This window comes from Anabaena sp. FACHB-1391, from assembly GCF_014696755.1.
In the GTDB taxonomy this organism is placed as follows: domain Bacteria; phylum Cyanobacteriota; class Cyanobacteriia; order Cyanobacteriales; family Nostocaceae; genus Dolichospermum; species Dolichospermum planctonicum.
Genome location: NZ_JACJQS010000021.1, coordinates 58,420 through 72,608, shown reverse-complemented (window position 1 = coordinate 72,608; position 14,189 = coordinate 58,420). Strand labels below are relative to the sequence as shown.

Here is a 14,189-nt window from a genome sequence, read left to right as displayed (position 1 = left end):
TTCTTACGCGTTACTCACCCGTCCGCCACTGTCTCCGAAAAGACCGTTCGACTTGCATGTGTTAAGCATACCGCCAGCGTTCATCCTGAGCCAGGATCAAACTCTCCATTTTGTTTGAGTTTGTTTTCGCTCTAAAACTTATCTCAAGTTTCAGAATCCTCTATAATTATCTTAATGACGAGGACTGGTTTAATCTATTCTTTCAAAGTATTATTTTTTCTCGGTTCAGTTGCCGTGAGTTGTTTCTCTCCCCGGCACTTATTCAATATATCAATCCTGCCGGTTATTGTCAAGGGTTTTTCAAAACTTTTTTTAAATCGGGTGAATTTAATTTCTGAATGCTTGTGGGATAAGGGATTCAGGTTGTGTTGAGGTAGTCCAAGCAATGATGTTGTCTATGGAATATGAAAAACCCCAGCAGTGGTTTGTAATGAATACAGTTCAGCGAAGTAATTACTCATATGCAAAGGGATTAAACGCAGTGCTTATGATATTCGCTGATGCTCATTAATTTTCGCTACTCTGTCCTAGCAGTTGAGGTTAATTATTTATTTGGAGGGCTTGGAGGGAGAAGTTTTTTGTAAATTTAGTGAGGCTTTATAAAGTTGTTTTTGTAGGGTGGTGTTTTTTTGTTTTTCTAAAGTGATTTCATTGAATCTTTCAACGGGGATAAACTTTTTCACTATTTGTTGAGACTGGTTGCAGTAATTGACAGCAATATCTTTTGCTTTACCGGGTAGTGCATTGACGCTTGTAGGATCATTACAGATTACTTGGGGAATGTCTTTGCTACCAATGATTTTTTTGATTTCTTCAAAGGCTTGCTGACGGACTGGCTCCATTTCTAATACAGCTTTTACATAGTTAGTTAATTCTGTATCGTTGACATTGAAAGTTTGAGCGACTGCTTGGGAATTGAAGCCAAAAGTACCAGAAATCAGACTTACAGTGGTAATACTTGCCAAAATCAAAGGTTGAGAGAGAATTTGGTGTAACCGATTGGTTAAATGAAGACTGTAAATTTCGATCATAATATAGTAGATGACTAAGTGACACAGAAAGAAAATCAAGAATATGATAATGGGTTTGAATTATTTTCTGAACCAGAAGTTCCGGTCAAGATGGAATAAATACTGCAAATGACTCAAAATTTAACCCCCCTAGTAAACCTCTGTGGACAGGGAGAGATTTAAAATCTAGTTTTTCCTCCAGAAAAAGTAAAATTCTTAACCATTTTGAGTATATATGTTGATGGGAATATCAGTTACTGTGGCATATTTGACACATCTCGATAACTTTGGTTTGTAGTGTTGAAGTTTCGGATGCACCTTGTTTGAGGCTTACTTCCAATTCTAACAGCACAGGTAAGGCCAAGATGAGTTGCTTTAATGGGAGAGATTTTACTTCTTGTTGTATAAAATAGATACGTTTAGGGTTGGTAACTTCCGCAGCTAGAGCGATCGCTTGCGGGTTGCGTTCACCGGTTTCCATCATCATTTTCACCAATAACCAGGTGCGAAATTGACCAATGAGTGTGGCAACTATTCGTAGCCCAGGTTCAGCTGAATTACTGAGATCATTTAAGATTCCTAAAGCTTTTGGAGTATCTCCAGTTCTAATGGCTGTTGCCAATTGTAAGGTATTCTGAGTAGTATTTCTGACTAACTCAGATACTATATTTACATCTAAAGGTTTGCGACTACTTTGGGTATAAAGACGTAATTTTTCTAGTTCATTGTAGAGAAGACGGGTATCATTACCTACTGACTCTGCTAATAGTTCGACGACTAGAGGATTTAATTTTACTCCCACGGTTTGAGCCGCTTGTTGAACTGATTGAACTAATAATTCTGTTTTCCAAGCAGGAATGAGAGGAAATTCACAAAATGTGGCAAATTGTTTGAGGAGTTTTGTACTTTTAAGGCGTTCATCTGGTTTATTGCGACTGGTCAATAGTAAAGTGGAATCTGGGGGTATGACTTTAACAGTCCGTTGTAATTCTGCTAAGATATGATCTGGACAGTTTTGGCTTATACTTGTGTTAATCAGCCAGACAAAACGACCACCTGCACCAAATGGAGGTGTCATCACTTGATTTAAAGCTTGGACAATAGAATCTGCTTGTTCTGGGGGAAATGAAGTATAATTAAAACTTGTCCATAGAGGATCAAGAATGCGCTCGCGCAAAATTACTATGGCTTTTTCCATAGCAAAATCATCTTCACCCCAATAAACATAAATTGGCATAGCAATTCAAAATTTCAAATCAATTTAGTCAAATCGAGTAATTTTCCCTACAATCTATCAAAAGAGCGCAAGGTGATCAAGATTGGACGACAACTACCAAACCTATTTAAACCGGGTAGCACGCATGACGCTACCAGAAGCCTACAAAACCCAAGTTCAGCATATTCAGGAATCTTCTAAATTTAGGGTTCATGGTGGGGTCAGGGAAGCTGCTCCTTTTCCCGGTTATACCCTAATTACCCCACCTGCAGAGGAAGATGCAAATAACGCTGCTTTCTACAGCCAAATACAAGCTTATCAACAGCAACTACTAGACCTACCCATTAGTGGTGATTTGATTGTACCCGTTCCTGCTGCTAGTTTTCATCTGACAGTGGCGGATTTGATTTGGGACAGCGCTTTTGATCATGCTTGTCAAAAAAATCCCCAATTTGCTGAAGAGTTAAATTCTCAGTTATTTGAGAGGTTTCAACAATATCAACAGTTGATGACAAATGGATCTAATCCCATCTCTTGGCAAATGTTAGGATTAATTGTTATGCCTAGAGCTATAGGTGTGTGTTTAGTACCCAAGGATAAAGGTTCTTATGAGGAAATTATTCAATTTCGGCGGATAATTTATCAAAATCGCAAATTAATGGGCTTAGGTATTGAGCAACATTATCATTTTACTGCCCATATCACCTTAGGGTATTTTGGTGAAATTTCACCGGAATTAGACCGGGTAAGACTCAGTGATACATTTTCTGATTTTAATCAGTCGTTGTCATTAAATATCCCAGATTTCCTCCTTAATAAGGTGGAATTGCGAAAATTTGACGATATGACCCACTATTATCGTCAACCAGACTGGCCGAGTTTATATTTTTAAAGCTAGGGGCGAATTATATTCGCTACTATAAAACCATAGTCCGCTGCTGCGGACTAGGATAAAATAAAAAGCCAACGTAATTTGCTCCTACACAAATAGATTACGCCGATACGGGGTCAGATAAAATTAAGTATAAAAACGAACACCAGCTAATTCGTTAAAGGTATGGATATTTGCAGCCTAGTTAACTGTCCTGTGGCTTTATTTTTGGTCGTTAAAGGTAAAATTTCTAACTTTCCTCCCATTAAATCTATTAAGGTTTGATTGAGTAAAAGTTTCATTCCTGGTGACAGAACTATATTTGTTTCAAATATCGGATTTTCCACTTCCATTAAATCCATAGATTCACTGATAATTACAGCATCACTTGGTATATCTAAGCAAATATTAACACAATTACCTGTGGACGACAAATGACTAGAAAGATTAATATTACCTGCTTCCTTATGCTCAATTGTACTCTCTATTAAATTGATTAATACTTGTTTAAGCCAGCGGGAATCTGCGAAAATGTAAATTTCTGGATCTGGTGGTGATAAAGTAAAAGGATAATTACAATTGGCTGCTAATAAATAAGTTAATTTATAAACTTCTTCTAAAAATTCAGCTAATTGAAAACTGTGAATATCTAATTTATTTCTCCCAGATTCTATTTTGGAAATATTCAGAATTTCATCAAGTAGTTTTAGTAACTTGAGAGATTTTTCATAAGCTTGGCCAATAAATTCCCGCTCTTCTTCGGGATTTTCACACAAATCTGCTAAAATTAATTGATGTAATCCCATTATACTACTCAATGGCGATCGCAATTCATGACTAATTCTGGCTAAAAACCCTGCTTTAAACTGACTCATTTCCTGGGCTTTATAGTATGCTAATTGGGTTTGCTTCAATTCTTGCAAAAGTTCCGTTTCTCGATGTTGTGAAGCATTTAAAGCACTAATGGGCGAAGATTCAGAAGATTCTAAAAGTAACTTATAAAAACATAAACCTATACCTATACCTATTCCTAAATATAACCAATTACTAAAATTCATCATCATCTAATTTAATACTGCCTTGTCGTAAAATCTGCCAATTTTTCCCTGTCCATTTAGCAACGGTGGAAGGGATTCCTAAACCTTGGTATCCTATTGATTCTAAAGTCAGAATCTCTGGAAATTGAGATTCTATTTCCGCTTTTTTTTCCAAAGCAGGTTGACCTGATAAATTAGCACTAGTTGTAGCCATTGGACCTGTTTCCGTCAAAATAATTTGAGCAACTTTATTATTTGGGACTCTAATACCAATGGTAGTTAAATCAGCAGTATTCATCACTTGGGGAATTTTGTCACTAGCTGGTAAAACTAAAGTTAACGCACCTGGCCAATATTTATTGACAACTTTTTGCCAAATTTGGTATTCTATCTGACTACCTTGAACATAATCCCACAAATCTTCAGCAATGGCCGCCATCAAAATCAATGGTTTATCCAAACTGCGCTTTTTAGCAGTATAAATTAATTCTGCTTGTTGTGGTATGGTCGCTAATGCGGGGACTGTATCTGTGGGGAAACTGATTAATTTTCCAGCTTTAGCAGCTTTGATCAGGATTTCTAGGGAAACTTCTGTCATATTTATATTTGTAAGTGAAAGTATGAATTGTGTTTCGCGCAAAGTCGCAAAGTCGCAAAGTTTAAGATTTTAATTTTTCCTTTTTCTAGTCTAATTCAGTAAGACTGATTTTTAACACAGCTTTTTTGCAAGCAATGAAAATTCAATTTTTGCTCAGGTTTGTGATTTTATTGGGTTTAGTGGAGACAATAACTGCTTGTGGTTTCCTCTCTACTTATGCTAATTATCAGTCTGATTCTTTACCCGCACCAACAATGAATAGTAATAAGTCTTTAGTAAAAAAAGTAATTCTTATCGCTAGGGAAGAAAATTTACCACCTTTGGGTGTTCCTATTGACCCTCAAAGGAATATTGGCTTTGCTTCGGTCTTTTTACGTTTAGAAAATCCCCAATTAACTCCTGTAACTGTTAGGGTTACTAAGGTAGAAATTCGTAATTTATCAAATGAAGAGTTACAAAGTTTTCAGCAGTCACCCCAGGAAATCCAGTTAAAACCCTTAGAAAATTCTGAGGTGGTTTTGCAGTTGACTAATAAAAGCGGTTATATAGGTAGTGATAAAGTTAAAGCGATTGTTACCTATAAAATAGCAGAAGAAACTAATATAATCGAGTCAGAACCAGTTGAAGTTAGCCGTTAAGCTGTTCTCACTCTCAATATACATACCAGCAATTTTAATCGTCGAATAACATCCTAAAACCCATTAAGCTTCTAATCCATGATTTAGAGATTTTTACGAGCTACAGCAAAACGCTCAATTCCAGCTAAATCAGCATGAATGGAAATATTGCTATAACTACCATGATTTTCTAACAATTCTGCCACGGTTTCTGCCTGTCCCGCCATCATTTCCACCAACCAAACGCCACCAGGACGCAAATAATCGGGGGAAACTGTGATTAAATGACGAATATGGTCTAAACCATCTGCACCACCGTCTAAAGCTAAATGTGGCTCGTGTTTAACTACTTCCGGTTGTAAAGTGAGGACAGTATCACTGGGAATATATGGCGGGTTTGATATCATACAACTAAATTGACCTTTGAGAAATTCCAAGGGTTGCCACCAAGAACCGTGATAAAATTGAATCCGTTCCCCAAAACCTAAATTTTTAGCATTGGTTTGGGCTACGGTTAAGGCTGCGGAACTAATATCTACGGCATGAATTGTGGCATTTGTCAATACCTCGGCTATGGAAAAAGCGATCGCTCCGCTACCAGTTCCCAAATCCGCCCAGTGTCCTGCTCTCATGTTATCATCACCAGCAGTGATCGCTAGATCAATTAACATTTCTGTTTCTGGTCTGGGAATTAAGACTCCTTGGTTAACCGTGAGTTGAAACTTGCGCCAAGATGTCATACCTGCTATATACTGGACTGGTAAACGATCATTTAATCGCTTTTGCCACAATTGCTCTAATTCTGTTAAAGACAATTGTATGGGGATTTGATCCCAATTCTTGAAATTTTCTAAACGCAGTGCCAATCTGTCTAAATTCGTAATTGTTTGTAATAGCCAGTCTACTTCCATTGGAGGTATATCCGATGCTGTAGCGGCTTGAATAGAGGCATTGCGCCACTGCCAAAGTTCTAAACCAGAAACTATTTGATTTAGCTCTAACATACTGATTATGGCGGGTAAAGGTAATTTGGTGTTTATGGTAGTATGAGTTATATTTCGCGCCAAGACGCTAAGGAGCAAAGACGCAAAGTTGGAGATCAGAGGTTTTCTGTGGGTATTCAGTGGAAAAAACCATATCTTATGATTTCTAATACACAATGGGGTAAATTAGTCAACCATTACAAATCTTTGGTTTTTTATACTCCAATTTATCAAAGACGGTTATAGTGATTCTGGGTTGGGGATTATTTTTTCTTTTGTTGGTTTGGAGGTAGAGAACGAATAAATTCTATGGACTCTCGTGAGGGAAACAAGAAAATTTTACTAGTGTTGGGATCTTTGCTTTCAGTCAGTATTTTAATCACTCCATCTAAATCTACTACTTGAATTTCTGTATTTGCTGCTTCCTGTGGTTTAGCTTTTTTGAAGGCTTCTAAAAGCGCCACTGCTTGTTCTTTATCGAAATAGAAGGGAATGTAACGTTCATTACTTTGGGAAACGGGAATTGTCAAATAGTTGTTTCCCTGCTTAAATTTCGGCACAAATAAAGGAATACCATTAAATTGCTGAACAGGTTTCCCACTGGAATTCAAAATACTTTTAGCTGAGTCAACTTGTTGTTTTGTGGGTACTAAGGTAAAAATTACCCCGGAATCTTTTTTCTTTTTATTTTCTAACACCAGGTTATAGTAACCTGCTAAAGAAACAGATCTAACCTGGATAGTGCTTGCTAACTGAGGATTTTCTTTTTTCAGCTTACCTTCGAGGAATTTTTGAGCATCTTGCTTACTAATAAAAAAGCCTATTTGGGAAATAGTTTTGGATTGATTTTTTCTGGAAATAACTACAAATTCACCTTGAGGATTAGCCAGTGTAAATACTGGTACTTCCTGTAAGGTTTTTACTACTTGCTCCTGTGGTAACGCTAATGCTTGCGAGTTATTTATTCCTGATATTCCCGCAAATATTACACTCCCCGCAATACCTAAAGTTACGCCCCAACGAACTAATGATTTCATGATTACTCCTCACTTTAATAATTTAATTAATGTCAACAAATATACAACTTATTGTCGTATTTATATACATTAATCAGTTTTAGTAATGTTTTATAAGACCCATTACCCATTACCCATTACCCATTACCCATTACCCATTACCCATTACCCATTACCAATTACCCATTACCAATTACCCATTACCCATTACCCATTACCTATCTTTTACACCTGACTGTACAAAAGATAACTATAAGGTTCTTCCAGGGATTGAACGGTACTGGATTTTATGTTATCTAAATAACGTACTAATAACTGGACTTGTTGAGAATTGGGACGATAGGAAAGATTACCCTGTTTTTCAAATAGAGGTGATATACCGGAAGACAGAGAAGCTATAGCGTTGTAGTCAGGATTTTGTTGGGAGTTATCAGTCAGCCAAAGGTTGTCTGTAGCAGTGGGAATTAAACCTGGGGGTAGTTCACCTTCCAGGAAAGCTAATAATCGTTGTTGACAGATACGGGTATTGATACCACGATTTTCAAATAACTGCAAGACTTCACCAAAAGATAAAGAACGTTCGGGTAATAGTTTCAGCAATTCAGAAAATAAGAAATAATCTGTGTATTGTTGCTTAGGTATGTCTAGAACTTGGGGATGTAAAGGTAACATGACTAAACCTAATGCCACCCGACTACAATTGGGAGTACCATTTTCACCAAGATATAAGTCTTGAATAATCTTAGCATTAGGCAGTTTTTGCCGCAACCAACGGTTAATAGTACCCACACCCGCTACACCACCGCCAATAATAACTTGATTAATAGCTTCGGTGGGAATACCACGGGCTACTAATAATTTATTCAATTCTCGGTTCAGACGACGGACAAAGGGGACAAAAACTTGACTTTCTAAATCTCGGCGTTGTAATGTCCAACTCTGATCAGCAAATTCTAGGGTAAAGGTTTCTTGATGCTGTAAAATCAACTTTAAGGCCAAAGCGGCGTCTAATAAAGCTTGTCCCAGAACGGAACTTTCTAGATACTGCTGGAGACGAATCCGCGTTTGTGTATCTGGTTCTCCCACTTTAGGTAATGTCAATGCTTCTAAACTTAAATTAGAAAATTGCATTTCGTCTAAACCAGGGATTGACGGTTGCCAATGCCAAGGATCAATATTAGCAGATTCATGATGGTCTTGTCCAGCTTGGCGAGGTTGACGGGATTTTGGTGGTAGTAGTAACTGACAGATAATATCTTGTTCGATGCCCTTCCCGGAATAGGCAAAACTGTGAAGCATGAAATCTTTGTGTGTTAATTCTCCCAAATTTGCAGGTATATCTACCAGTGCCATTTCTGTAGATATTGCGCCAATGTTGATGGCTAAAGTGTTACCCATCACGGGATAATCACTAATTTTTAAGGGTTGTAAACCCTGATTTTCGCTAATTTGGATAGATTGGCCATTGACACTATCTAATTCTGGTAGTAGAGTAGCGATCGCTTCCTCGACAAAAAAGATTTGTTGGGGATGGGAGACAAGTTGACTGGTAAGAATGGCTTCCCGAATATTAAAGCGATATTGTTCGCTCCAATTAGCAGGACAGGTACAAATTACACCGCTGATATTTTTAATCACTTTAGAGAAAGTTTGTGTATTCATACCCACAGCATTAGCAATTAAAGCGGGTGTGGTGCTAGTTTGACTAGACCTCAAAGTTAAGAGTAGTTTCGAGAGGGATCTAATGATCCAAATCAATGGACCTGCGGAAAATTCATTTAATTGTAACATTGGTTCCCATTTTTGGCCTGCTTGCTGGTAGGGAACTGCTATTTGTAAATAAGGCTTTAATTGTGCTGAATAAAGATGATAGGGAACTGATGATTGGGGAAAGGCTGTTTCTCCGCTTTTTTCTTGATTAGTAGCTGCATTTGTAGGTAAATAAACTTCAGCAGGTAACCGGAATGATTGCTGAAAATCAGTATTGCTATTTGGGTTTTCTGCTGACCAATAAATTGGATAAACTACTAATTTGGAGTGATTTAATAAAGCCGCAGAAATTCCGGTGGTTCCTACATCAATTCCTAAATACCAAGTAGAATTTAAAGTATCTTCTGGTAGAAGATCATTATTTCCACCATTGGTAATTGAAGGTTGAATAGCAGTGATTGGAGATTGCTGACTAGTAATTGGAGATTGGAAAAAATCTTCTTTTTTATCTTCTATGTTTGTTACAGTTATTGAACTTAAATCTACGAACTGACTAGGAATTTCATTATCTAAATTAGTTGCAGATTCCTGATCATAATCTACATAATCTAATGGTAGATCAAAATTATCTAACAAAGATAGTAAATCTCGCTCTGAAGCAGCGGAAAAATAGTTATCAAAACCCAAATCCTGATTTTCATATTCTGTACTTGGTGATAATATTACCACAGAAATATCTTTTGATGATTCCGAGAGGATTTCTTCATTACTAGTATCAATCAACAAATCAGTTAAAACTGTAATTGTATCGGCACTATTTTCTTCTAATTCAATTGTTGCTTTACCCTCTTTAGGAGTATGGGAAATTATTGTTTGGTAATTGTAGTTCTGAGCATCTTGTGATTCACCCCTAATGCTTGGAATTGAAAGCAAATCTTCTTGTGCTTCTGCTGATATAGAAGGTGTTAATAAATCATTACTAACAACTTCACTAACAACTTCAGAAGCAGTGGATAAATTGCCATCTTCTTCGAGAACAGGATCATGATAAAATGATAAATTTAGTGGTGAAGAAATTTCAGTATTAAAGAAACTTGCATAAAGATCATCTACTTGATCAGAACTTGTTAACTCTAACTCCTTTACAGATTTTGGTTGTTCCTGTAATAACTCTGTTTCCAAAGTAACTGGTGTTATTTTCCCATGGGAAGTTTCTCCAGACAAATCTTGCAATTTTTTTAATTCTTCCCAACCTGGATACTCAGCTATTTCCGGGTTCACACTAGAAACCAACGGCTCACTAATTAGGGATTGCTGTTGTAAATATTGAGTTAAATTATTCAGGAAATTTGCCATTAACTGTTCACCTTGCATCCCCTGACCGTGCATTTTTGCTAGTGCTTGGGACAGGGAATGATAATAGGTGTTAATATTGTGTTCTAAAGCCTCAAAAACAATATTTACAGTTCCATCTAAGGAAAGCAAACGTTGATCTAAATTACGTGCTAAATTCGCTAACTGTTCTACCCGTTCTGCTGATTCCAAAATAGGTTGTATAGCAGCAGTAATAGCTTCTAAATTCTGTTGATTAGGATTAATTATAGGACTAGCGTTTAATTTTAAATGCGCGTCCAAGCGACCCATGAGGACTTCTAGGAATTGAGAAATGATCTGCTCTTGGTTTGCGAACTGCTGACTGAAAGAAGGGTTTTGCAATTGCTTTTGTTCTAATTGTCTAATTTCCTGTATCAAACTGGCTCTTTCTGCTAAGAGCCTTGATAATTCCGCTTGTAAGGGCTGAAGTAAAACCGTCAGTTCTTGTTTAATTTCTACAGTTGAAATCTTACTTGCCTCTGATGCGCTTAAAGTAGACTCAAAGACGAAAGGGGGATGACTCTGTTGGTTAAATTGCGTCAACAGGGATGATAATGGTTGTGTGGGAGATGGTTGAGTTGTTTCGGCTGGGATTTCATCCTCTTGTACTTGATGCTCGCTGAGTTGAACTAAAAAGTCATGCACTCGTTGTAAAATCTCTTTTTCCCTTTGTCTTTGGTTAGATAGGAATTTAGAAAGACCTTTACCACTGTGGGACAGTAAGTGATCAATATCTGCAATTAGTTGCTGAATTTCATCAGTATGGGAAGTCACGTTAATTTACCTGAGTGAAAATTGGACGTTAATGTGTAAAGCTTGACAATTACGGAAGTTGGTTAGCTGAAAATTCCTTTATTATACATTCATTGTCAAAGCTAGTACGGGTCTGCTGATTCCTTGACAATTATGCCATAATTGCTGAATTTTTGTGATATTTAATCTAGTGAAACGCTAACAGTAAAATACCAATTCTATAGGAGGTTTGTGCGCTATATTAACATGAGGCAATTGATCAATTACCCCTAAAATCTGGATAAGTAAAAAGCCGTACATACAAGTATTCCCGACCAGCTTTGGCAAAACCATAGTTTAATTTAATTACCTCCCCATGAGTATTGTTGATTCCCTACCAGAAGAACCAGAGGCAGATCCATCTCTTGCATCTCCTACCCAAAGCCAATTACAGTATCAATCTCTCAATGTTGATAGTCCGTTAAAAATGGTAGAAACGGCTTTTTTAGCCAGTACGGCGAGTTTAATTTGGTTTATTAATTTTTACTTTCCTCTAGGTCCAGTATTGCGGGTACTTTTTCCTATACCCATCGCTTTAGTATATTTACGTTGGGGGAAACGTGCAGCTTGGATGGCCGCAGTGACTTCTGGTTTACTATTAGCTGTGTTAATGGGACCTGTTCGCAGTTTGTTATTTGTTATGCCTTTTGCCTTTATGGGTGTGCTATTAGGGGCTACTTGGCATCGTCGTGTACCGTGGATTGTTTCTATCATTTTAGGGACTTTGCTGGGGACTTTAGGCGTGTTTTTCCGACTGTGGTTTTTATCCCTGTTATCCGGTGAAGACCTGTGGGTTTATGTAATTAACCAAGTAACGGCAATTATTGATTGGATTTTTTTACACTTGGAATTATTGACAACGCCCAATTTATTGTTAATTCAATTAGGAGCGATCGCTTTAATTCTCATTAATAATTTTATTTACTTATTTATAGTTCACCTTGTCGCTTGGTTACTTTTGGACGCTATTGGTAATTCTATTCCCCGGCCACCACGTTGGATACAGGTCTTAATGGATTATGATTAATATATACACACAGGTATCTCTTGGGGAAGCATGGCTTCATCGCTATCGAGGTAAATTACCAATATTTGCTTGTATTTTAGGATTTACGGAAACTGGTTTAATTCCTGGTATTTCTGCGGCTGGTTTAACTCCAGAAGACCGCCAATATACGGCTTGCGCTGATGCAGAATTTCTCTATTACGGCCCTGAATATTACCCTAAGTATCCCCTCCCTCCCTTGACTTCGGGTGCCTCTCCTGTGCTGATTTCCCGGGCGGTGGTGGCTAATTTACACATCCCTGTTTACCTGTTTAATGCGGGATTGTTACATATTCCACCAGTACCATTAATAGATTTAGGTGGTATGGCCGCCAGGTGTTTAAGTCAGGGTGCGGCTATGGATATAGCTACGGTTAAACAATTGTTAACAGAGGGATTACGCTGGGGTTCTCAATTAAGTTATGATGCTGCTAATAGTTATTTAATTTTAAGTGAGTGCGTCGTCGGGGGAACAACAACAGCTTTAGCTATTTTAACGGGGTTGGGTATTGATGCGGTTGATAAGGTTAATAGTAGTCATGCTGTGTGTAATCATAAGCAAAAATGGGATTTAGTACAGACTGGATTAGCAAAAGTAAAAATATCTTCCTCAGTAGATCCTTTAGAACTTGTAGCAGCGGTAGGAGATCCAATGCAAGTGGTAGTAGCAGGAATGGCGATCGCTGCTAGTCGAAGTTGTGGGGTATTATTGGGTGGGGGTACGCAGATGTTGGCGGTCTATGCTTTAATTCAAGCGATCGCCCACACATACTCTTTATCCTGGAAACCCGCAGAAATTGTCATTGGTACAACCCGCTGGGTAGCGGAAGATCCTACCGGTGCAACAATTGATCTAGCCCAGAGTTTCAGTAAAAACAGCATTCCTCCCTTATTAGCAACAAAATTGAGTTTTGCTAATTCTCGATATCCCCAACTTCAAGCTTATGAAAGGGGTTTTGTGAAAGAAGGTGTTGGTGCTGGTGCGGCCTGTATTGCTGCTTCCTTAAGTCAAAATTGGCAGCAAAATCAACTGTTAGCGGCTATAGAAGCGGAAATAGAAAAACTTAGCAGCAACCAAGAAACTAAGTAAGAAACTAAGAAATCCTCTGTCTAAGTAACTGTTCTTCTAGGGCTGCAATGCGGTGATAGGCTGCGGTTAACTGGGTTGTTAACCGTTGAATTTGAATTTCTGGGGTTATTTGTCTATCTCTGGCTTGATAATTTATGTCTGGATAGATCATAGAATCTGTTAAAACATCTTTATGCTCCAATTTATGCTCCAATTCTTTGGACTTATACCCTTGAGGCTGTTTCTTTTCTAGATAATGTTCTATGGCTGGTAATTTCTCCAAAGACGAATCTGACAAGGCTTGGGATAGCCGCATATCCAGCCTGGCAATTATTTCATAGATGGCATTAACTTTCTGGGTTAAGGTGAGAATTTGTTTTTCTAGTGATTCCATTTAAGACCTACATCGAAAAATATTTGATCTATGTTATTCACTTTACTGACGATTTTAGCTATACTTATGGATCATTTAACTTTTCATGACTTTTTGGCTGATGGGAATGATTTTTAGTAACTATAGAGATAAATCAATAATATTGATAAGTTAATCTAGTGGTAATTAACAGCCTAGCATAAAATTGAGCAGTCAAAGAATCAATTAAGATAGGTAAATTTTGAAGATAAATATATTCAATCTCTCTTGTGAGAAATAAGCGATCGCATTAACAAACATTGAATGCAGCCTTAGCTATAAATTGTGTTGCTACAAGTTTAACTTGTTTAACTTGAAAATAGCGCGGTGTGGTATTAACCATACATAATGATGCAATAACAGAACTTACGCAACGAGAAGAGGTAGAAAAAAAGTCCACCTGTGTGGACTAATAAAAAATTCAATATTTTCAACCCAC

At 37.5% G+C, this 14,189-nt stretch carries 14 protein-coding genes and 1 rRNA gene; 6 read left to right on the top strand and 9 right to left on the bottom strand.

Annotated elements, in window-relative coordinates; genetic code table 11:
- From H6F62_RS11990 to holA, 3 genes are all read right to left on the bottom strand, one after another.
- A 16S ribosomal RNA gene (locus tag H6F62_RS11990) occupies positions 1-112 on the bottom strand; the annotation flags it as partial.
- A gap of 436 nt (positions 113-548) precedes the next feature.
- Positions 549-1,031 carry a DUF4168 domain-containing protein gene (locus H6F62_RS11985; RefSeq protein WP_137906909.1) on the bottom strand — a complete coding sequence of 161 codons (483 nt, stop codon included), beginning with the start codon at positions 1,029-1,031 and terminating at the stop codon, positions 549-551.
- 229 nt (positions 1,032-1,260) lie between these two features.
- Positions 1,261-2,247 carry a DNA polymerase III subunit delta gene (holA, locus tag H6F62_RS11980; RefSeq protein ID WP_137906908.1) on the bottom strand — a complete coding sequence of 329 codons (987 nt, stop codon included), beginning with the start codon at positions 2,245-2,247 and terminating at the stop codon, positions 1,261-1,263.
- Positions 2,248-2,329: 82 nt separating this feature from the next.
- On the opposite strand from holA, the gene H6F62_RS11975 reads away from it, so the two are divergent.
- Complete coding sequence (locus H6F62_RS11975) at positions 2,330-3,118, top strand: DUF1868 domain-containing protein (RefSeq protein ID WP_190372140.1); 789 nt, start codon at positions 2,330-2,332, stop codon at positions 3,116-3,118.
- Between the two features lie 149 nt (positions 3,119-3,267).
- On the opposite strand, the gene H6F62_RS11970 is transcribed toward H6F62_RS11975, so the two are convergent.
- Together H6F62_RS11970 and H6F62_RS11965 are read right to left on the bottom strand one after the other, a co-directional pair.
- Complete coding sequence (locus H6F62_RS11970) at positions 3,268-4,161, bottom strand: HAMP domain-containing sensor histidine kinase (protein WP_306420173.1); 894 nt, start codon at positions 4,159-4,161, stop codon at positions 3,268-3,270.
- Positions 4,145-4,732: an L-threonylcarbamoyladenylate synthase gene (locus tag H6F62_RS11965; RefSeq protein ID WP_137906907.1), complete on the bottom strand. Its 588-nt coding sequence runs from the start codon at positions 4,730-4,732 to the stop codon at positions 4,145-4,147. Before H6F62_RS11965 ends, H6F62_RS11970 begins: the two co-directional genes overlap by 17 nt.
- Positions 4,733-4,866: 134 nt before the next feature.
- Between H6F62_RS11965 and H6F62_RS11960 the strand changes: the two genes are divergently transcribed.
- Positions 4,867-5,370: a hypothetical protein gene (locus tag H6F62_RS11960; RefSeq protein WP_190372139.1), complete on the top strand. Its 504-nt coding sequence runs from the start codon at positions 4,867-4,869 to the stop codon at positions 5,368-5,370.
- 83 nt (positions 5,371-5,453) lie between these two features.
- On the opposite strand, the gene prmC is transcribed toward H6F62_RS11960, so the two are convergent.
- The gene (prmC, locus tag H6F62_RS11955) at positions 5,454-6,353 is read right to left on the bottom strand and encodes a peptide chain release factor N(5)-glutamine methyltransferase (RefSeq protein WP_137906905.1); all 900 of its coding nucleotides are present in this window, start codon (positions 6,351-6,353) and stop codon (positions 5,454-5,456) included.
- 42 nt (positions 6,354-6,395) lie between these two features.
- On the opposite strand from prmC, the gene H6F62_RS11950 reads away from it, so the two are divergent.
- Positions 6,396-6,578, top strand: coding sequence for a hypothetical protein (locus H6F62_RS11950; protein ID WP_137906904.1), 183 nt, complete (start codon positions 6,396-6,398; stop codon positions 6,576-6,578).
- 17 nt (positions 6,579-6,595) lie between these two features.
- Here H6F62_RS11950 and H6F62_RS11945 read toward each other — a convergent pair whose 3' ends face one another.
- A complete protein-coding gene (locus H6F62_RS11945; RefSeq protein WP_190372138.1) occupies positions 6,596-7,369 on the bottom strand; it encodes a Tic22 family protein in 774 nt (257 codons plus the stop codon).
- 85 nt (positions 7,370-7,454) lie between these two features.
- Between H6F62_RS11945 and H6F62_RS21210 the strand changes: the two genes are divergently transcribed.
- Positions 7,455-7,583 carry a hypothetical protein gene (locus H6F62_RS21210; RefSeq protein WP_277878593.1) on the top strand — a complete coding sequence of 43 codons (129 nt, stop codon included), beginning with the start codon at positions 7,455-7,457 and terminating at the stop codon, positions 7,581-7,583.
- On the opposite strand, the gene H6F62_RS11940 is transcribed toward H6F62_RS21210, so the two are convergent.
- Positions 7,574-11,206: a hypothetical protein gene (locus H6F62_RS11940; RefSeq protein ID WP_137906901.1), complete on the bottom strand. Its 3,633-nt coding sequence runs from the start codon at positions 11,204-11,206 to the stop codon at positions 7,574-7,576. The genes H6F62_RS21210 and H6F62_RS11940 overlap by 10 nt on opposite strands.
- Positions 11,207-11,540: 334 nt before the next feature.
- Here H6F62_RS11940 and H6F62_RS11935 point away from each other — a divergent pair, with 334 nt between their 5' ends.
- Complete coding sequence (locus tag H6F62_RS11935; RefSeq protein WP_137906900.1) at positions 11,541-12,251, top strand: DUF2232 domain-containing protein; 711 nt, start codon at positions 11,541-11,543, stop codon at positions 12,249-12,251.
- Positions 12,244-13,359: a nicotinate mononucleotide-dependent phosphoribosyltransferase CobT gene (gene cobT / locus H6F62_RS11930; RefSeq protein ID WP_190372137.1), complete on the top strand. Its 1,116-nt coding sequence runs from the start codon at positions 12,244-12,246 to the stop codon at positions 13,357-13,359. Before H6F62_RS11935 ends, cobT begins: the two co-directional genes overlap by 8 nt.
- A gap of 4 nt (positions 13,360-13,363) precedes the next feature.
- Here the strand turns inward: cobT and H6F62_RS11925 are convergent, their stop codons facing one another.
- A complete protein-coding gene (locus H6F62_RS11925) occupies positions 13,364-13,732 on the bottom strand; it encodes a hypothetical protein (RefSeq protein WP_137906898.1) in 369 nt (122 codons plus the stop codon).
- Between the last annotated feature and the right edge of the window lie 457 nt (positions 13,733-14,189).